The sequence below is a fragment of the Micromonospora sp. DT4 genome, assembly GCF_049841675.1.
Taxonomy (GTDB): domain Bacteria; phylum Actinomycetota; class Actinomycetes; order Mycobacteriales; family Micromonosporaceae; genus Micromonospora.
In genome coordinates, this window is sequence record NZ_JBNCKT010000355.1 from 1 (window position 1) to 615 (window position 615).

A 615-nucleotide genomic window follows, 5' to 3' on the forward strand; every position below is an offset into this window, starting at 1 on the left:
CAATGGACCCGTGCCTGCTTCCTTCCCGCAGGTACCCGCATGTCCGGATCTTGGACCTATTGCCGGTCGCTCTAAGCGAGATGTCGCCGGTTCGATCCCGGCCGGGGGCTCCGTGCCCACCATGCGCTTCCCGGACCGCAGGACCGGGAGCGCGGTGATTGACAGCAGCCGGGTCTGCGCAGCCGTCCGCACCCGGCGTGGTCGATCACCTCCGCCAATCGTGGTTATCACACACCTTGGGGCCGCCCACTCCAAGGCCCACGGCCAGCCGCACGACACCGGTCGATTCGTCGGGGTAGGCCAGGGTGACCGGGAAGGTCAGGTAGGTGCCGTCGATGCCGGTGGACTTCGCCGGCTCGCCGAGGGAGAACGACACGAACGGTCGCTGCTCTGCGAGTGTGGTCTTCAGCGATGACAGCGGCGATCGTCAAAGGAACGAGCTCCGCAGGAGACCTACGGAGCCCTCGAAGCTCAGCTCCAGGCGCACCGACATCGGCTCGCCGGCGGCGCTGTCGGCATGGGCCATCGATGGTCGGTCGCTCTTAGAGACTGTCGGGTAACTGGGTGGGGGCGGAACGTCACGCCGAGACACGTCGATGGAAGGTCCTCGACAAA

At 66.5% G+C, this 615-nt stretch carries 1 protein-coding gene; it reads right to left on the reverse strand.

Annotation, left to right across the window (positions count from 1 at the left end; genetic code table 11):
• Positions 1-205: 205 nt before the first annotated feature.
• Complete coding sequence (locus tag ACLQ24_RS30080) at positions 206-376, reverse strand: hypothetical protein (protein WP_425895113.1); 171 nt, start codon at positions 374-376, stop codon at positions 206-208.
• Between the last annotated feature and the right edge of the window lie 239 nt (positions 377-615).